Consider the following 2,932-nt stretch of genomic DNA (forward strand, 5'->3'; position numbering starts at 1 on the left):
CCGACCCGCTGTTGTACGCCATGTCCAGCGCCACCACGCTGTCGAGCTCGTCCTTCAGCACCAGCCCCATCGGCCGGAAGGACTTGTCCCACGGCAGCCCCTTCTTCGTGCGCGAGTGGATGTTGCCGGACAGGACGATGTGGAAGCGCTGGGGGCCCGACTCCACGTGGTGCCGAACCGTCGCCGCCATCGCGTCCTCGCGCGCCTGCCCCTGCATCGTCGGGTGGTCGAAGACGAACACATCCACGTCCAGCCCGCGCGAGCGCAGCTGGCGCAGCTGCTCCAGCATGTTCGCCACCGCCTCGCTGCTGCGGCCGTCCGGGTACGGGCTGCGCCAGAACGGCGCCTCCATCAGCTTCAGCCAGTCATCCTCCGCCCCCGCGCTCTCCAGGAACGCACCCACGCGCGTCTGGCTCTCCAGCGGCAGCTCCAGCCCCACCGTCACCGGCATGCCAGCCACCGCCACCTGGCATGACGCCTGCGCCACGAAACGCGGCACTTCCTGCGTGCCGTGCATCTCCCCCAGCAGCAACGTGCCACCTGGCTTCACCTGCTTGCCCAACCCCAGGATGGGCAGGCCACATTCAAAGGCCATGGCCTCCGCGCCCGCGTTCGCACTGGGCGCCATCGCCACCTGCACCGGCTTGGGCGCGTTCTCTTCCTTCATCAGCTTGGGCGCGATGGAGCGGAACACCCGCCACTCCATGACCAGGTCCCGCGAGCCCTGACCCGAACCCGCGTAGAAGGAGTTCTCTCCCCGCGGCGCGGCGAGGCGGGCCTCCCAGTCCTCCACGCTGAGCGTGGGGTCCGACGCGCCCCCCCCTGTCGCCCCCATCATACTCTCTGTCTCCACGGCCGCTTGCCGTTCGGAAAGACTCCCGCCTGTGAGGCCACGGCCCGGCCCCCAATCAATCTCACGGCCCGGAGGACTCAGCGCGGTGCTGGAGCTCTTGGTGATGCGGATGATCCACAGCTTGCTCTTCGTCGGCGTCTCGCGCTTTCCCAGCACCATGTACCGGTGCCAGAAGCTCGAAATCTTCGAGCCGCCGAACTCCTGGCGCCAGTCCGTCTCCAGCACCAGGCTCCCCTTGTCCTCCTTGAAGGGCAGCTTGTTCTCCGTGAAGAACTGCCGCACCTCGGGCCAGACTTCTTCCAGGGGCCGCTCGTAGATGGCCTCGCCATCCGGGATGAACAAGTCACTGAAGGTGCTTCCCTGTCGGGCCGCGCAGCCCACCTGGAAGCACATCAACGTCACCACCGCGAACCACTTCGCGCGCATCGGCCCCTCCGGGAATGAACTCCCGGGGTGAACGCGCCGCGCCCCAATGCCATATCGGAGGAGGACTGCCGCTCAGGCGTACAGCGCGCGAGACAACACCTGGAACGCGCGGCCACTCTCCTCCGCGAGCGCATGCCTGCCCTCACGGACGACCTCACGTCCGCCCACCACCACATCGCGCACCGCCGCCTTCTCCGCGCCCAACACGATGGCGGGCAGCAGCGATGCGGGCAAGGCGCCCACGAGCGACGGATGGTGCAGGTCCACCGTGAAGAAGTCCGCGGGCGCGCCCGCCTCCAGGGCGCCCGTGGCGAGCCCCAGGCTCCGCGCGCCGTCCACGGTGGCCATGTCCAGCAGCCGCGCCGCCAGCCCATCCATGGCGCCCCCGCCCGGGTCCAGCACGGCGCGCCGCAGCCGCGACAGCCGCAGGTGCCCTTCCAACTGTCGCGCCTCATCCAGCAGGTCCACCGTGGCCTGGCTGTCCGAGCCCAGGCTGATGCGCGCGCCCGCCTTCACCAGCGCATCCGCGGGAACGATGCCGTCGCCCAGGTTCCGCTCCGTGGAAGGACACGCGCACACCGTGGCCTCGGCCCGGCCCAACAGCGACACCTCCTCGTCCGTCAGGTGCACCCCGTGGACCGCCGTGAAGCCGGGCCCCAGCAGGCCCAGGTCCGCCAGCAACTCCACCGGCCTGCGGCCATGCTCCGCCAGACAGGCTTCGATTTCCTTCGGCTGCTCCGCCACGTGCATGTGGACGGGCAGGCTCCGCACGGACGAACCCGCGAGCGCCGCCAGCCACTCCCGAGGCACCGCGCGCACGCTGTGCGGCGCGAGCCCCACGCTGACCGCCGCGTCGGAGCGCACCTCGCGGGCCAGCGCCTCGACCGAACCCAGGAACGTCTCCACGTCCGGGTCGATGAAGCGGCGCTGCCGCGGATTCGCCGCCACGCCGAAGCCCGCACGGGCGTACCCCACGCGCAGCAGGCAGATGCGCAGCCCCACGTCCCGCGCGGCGCGAATCACCGCGTGCGCCAACGTGTTGCGGTCCGCGTACGGCGTGCCGTCGGACTGGTGGTGGACGTAGTGGAACTCCCCCACGGTAGTGATGCCCGCGAGCGCCATCTCCACGAAGGCCTGCCGCGATGCGACGTAGAGGTCCTCCGGGCTCAGCGACTCGGCGGCGCGGTACATCGCCTCGCGCCAGCTCCAGAAGTCGTCCGCCTCCCGGCCCGATGCCACGTACTCCGTACGCCCGCGGATGAGCCGCTGGAACGCGTGGGAGTGTCCGTTGACGAGCCCCGGCAGCAAGGCCCTTCCCGGCAGCGCGACGGTGCCCGCGCCCGCGGGGACGGATTCTGGGGCCAGGATGCGGCCGTCGGCGCTCACCGCGAGGCCGCGCCCTTCGTGGAACCGGCCGCCCGTGTAGAGGAGCTCCGGCTGATAGACAGTGATGTCGCTCACGCCGGCAACTTACGCCAGCGCCACGGGGCGCGCAGCAGCCGCGGCGCGCCCCGTGAAATGCCAGACGTCAGTGGAGCGCGAGCGCCGGAGTCCGGTCTTCCGTCGGCCCCCCCGAGTTGTCTCCCCCACCCGGACCTGTCTCTTAGACCCATCTCCGAGCCCACGAGACGCTCATGAATCTCGTATTGCGTC

General features: G+C 70.4%; 2 protein-coding genes. Both read right to left on the bottom strand.

Annotated features, from left to right (window positions below):
• On the bottom strand, positions 1-1,246 hold a 1,246-nt coding region (locus FL344_RS38030; RefSeq protein WP_228565667.1), incomplete at its 3' end, for a hypothetical protein.
• Positions 1,247-1,351: 105 nt separating this feature from the next.
• A complete protein-coding gene (gene hutF / locus FL344_RS38035; protein ID WP_141621937.1) occupies positions 1,352-2,740 on the bottom strand; it encodes a formimidoylglutamate deiminase in 1,389 nt (462 codons plus the stop codon).
• Between the last annotated feature and the right edge of the window lie 192 nt (positions 2,741-2,932).

The organism is Myxococcus sp. AB036A, from assembly GCF_006547355.1.
Lineage (GTDB): Bacteria > Myxococcota > Myxococcia > Myxococcales > Myxococcaceae > Myxococcus > Myxococcus virescens.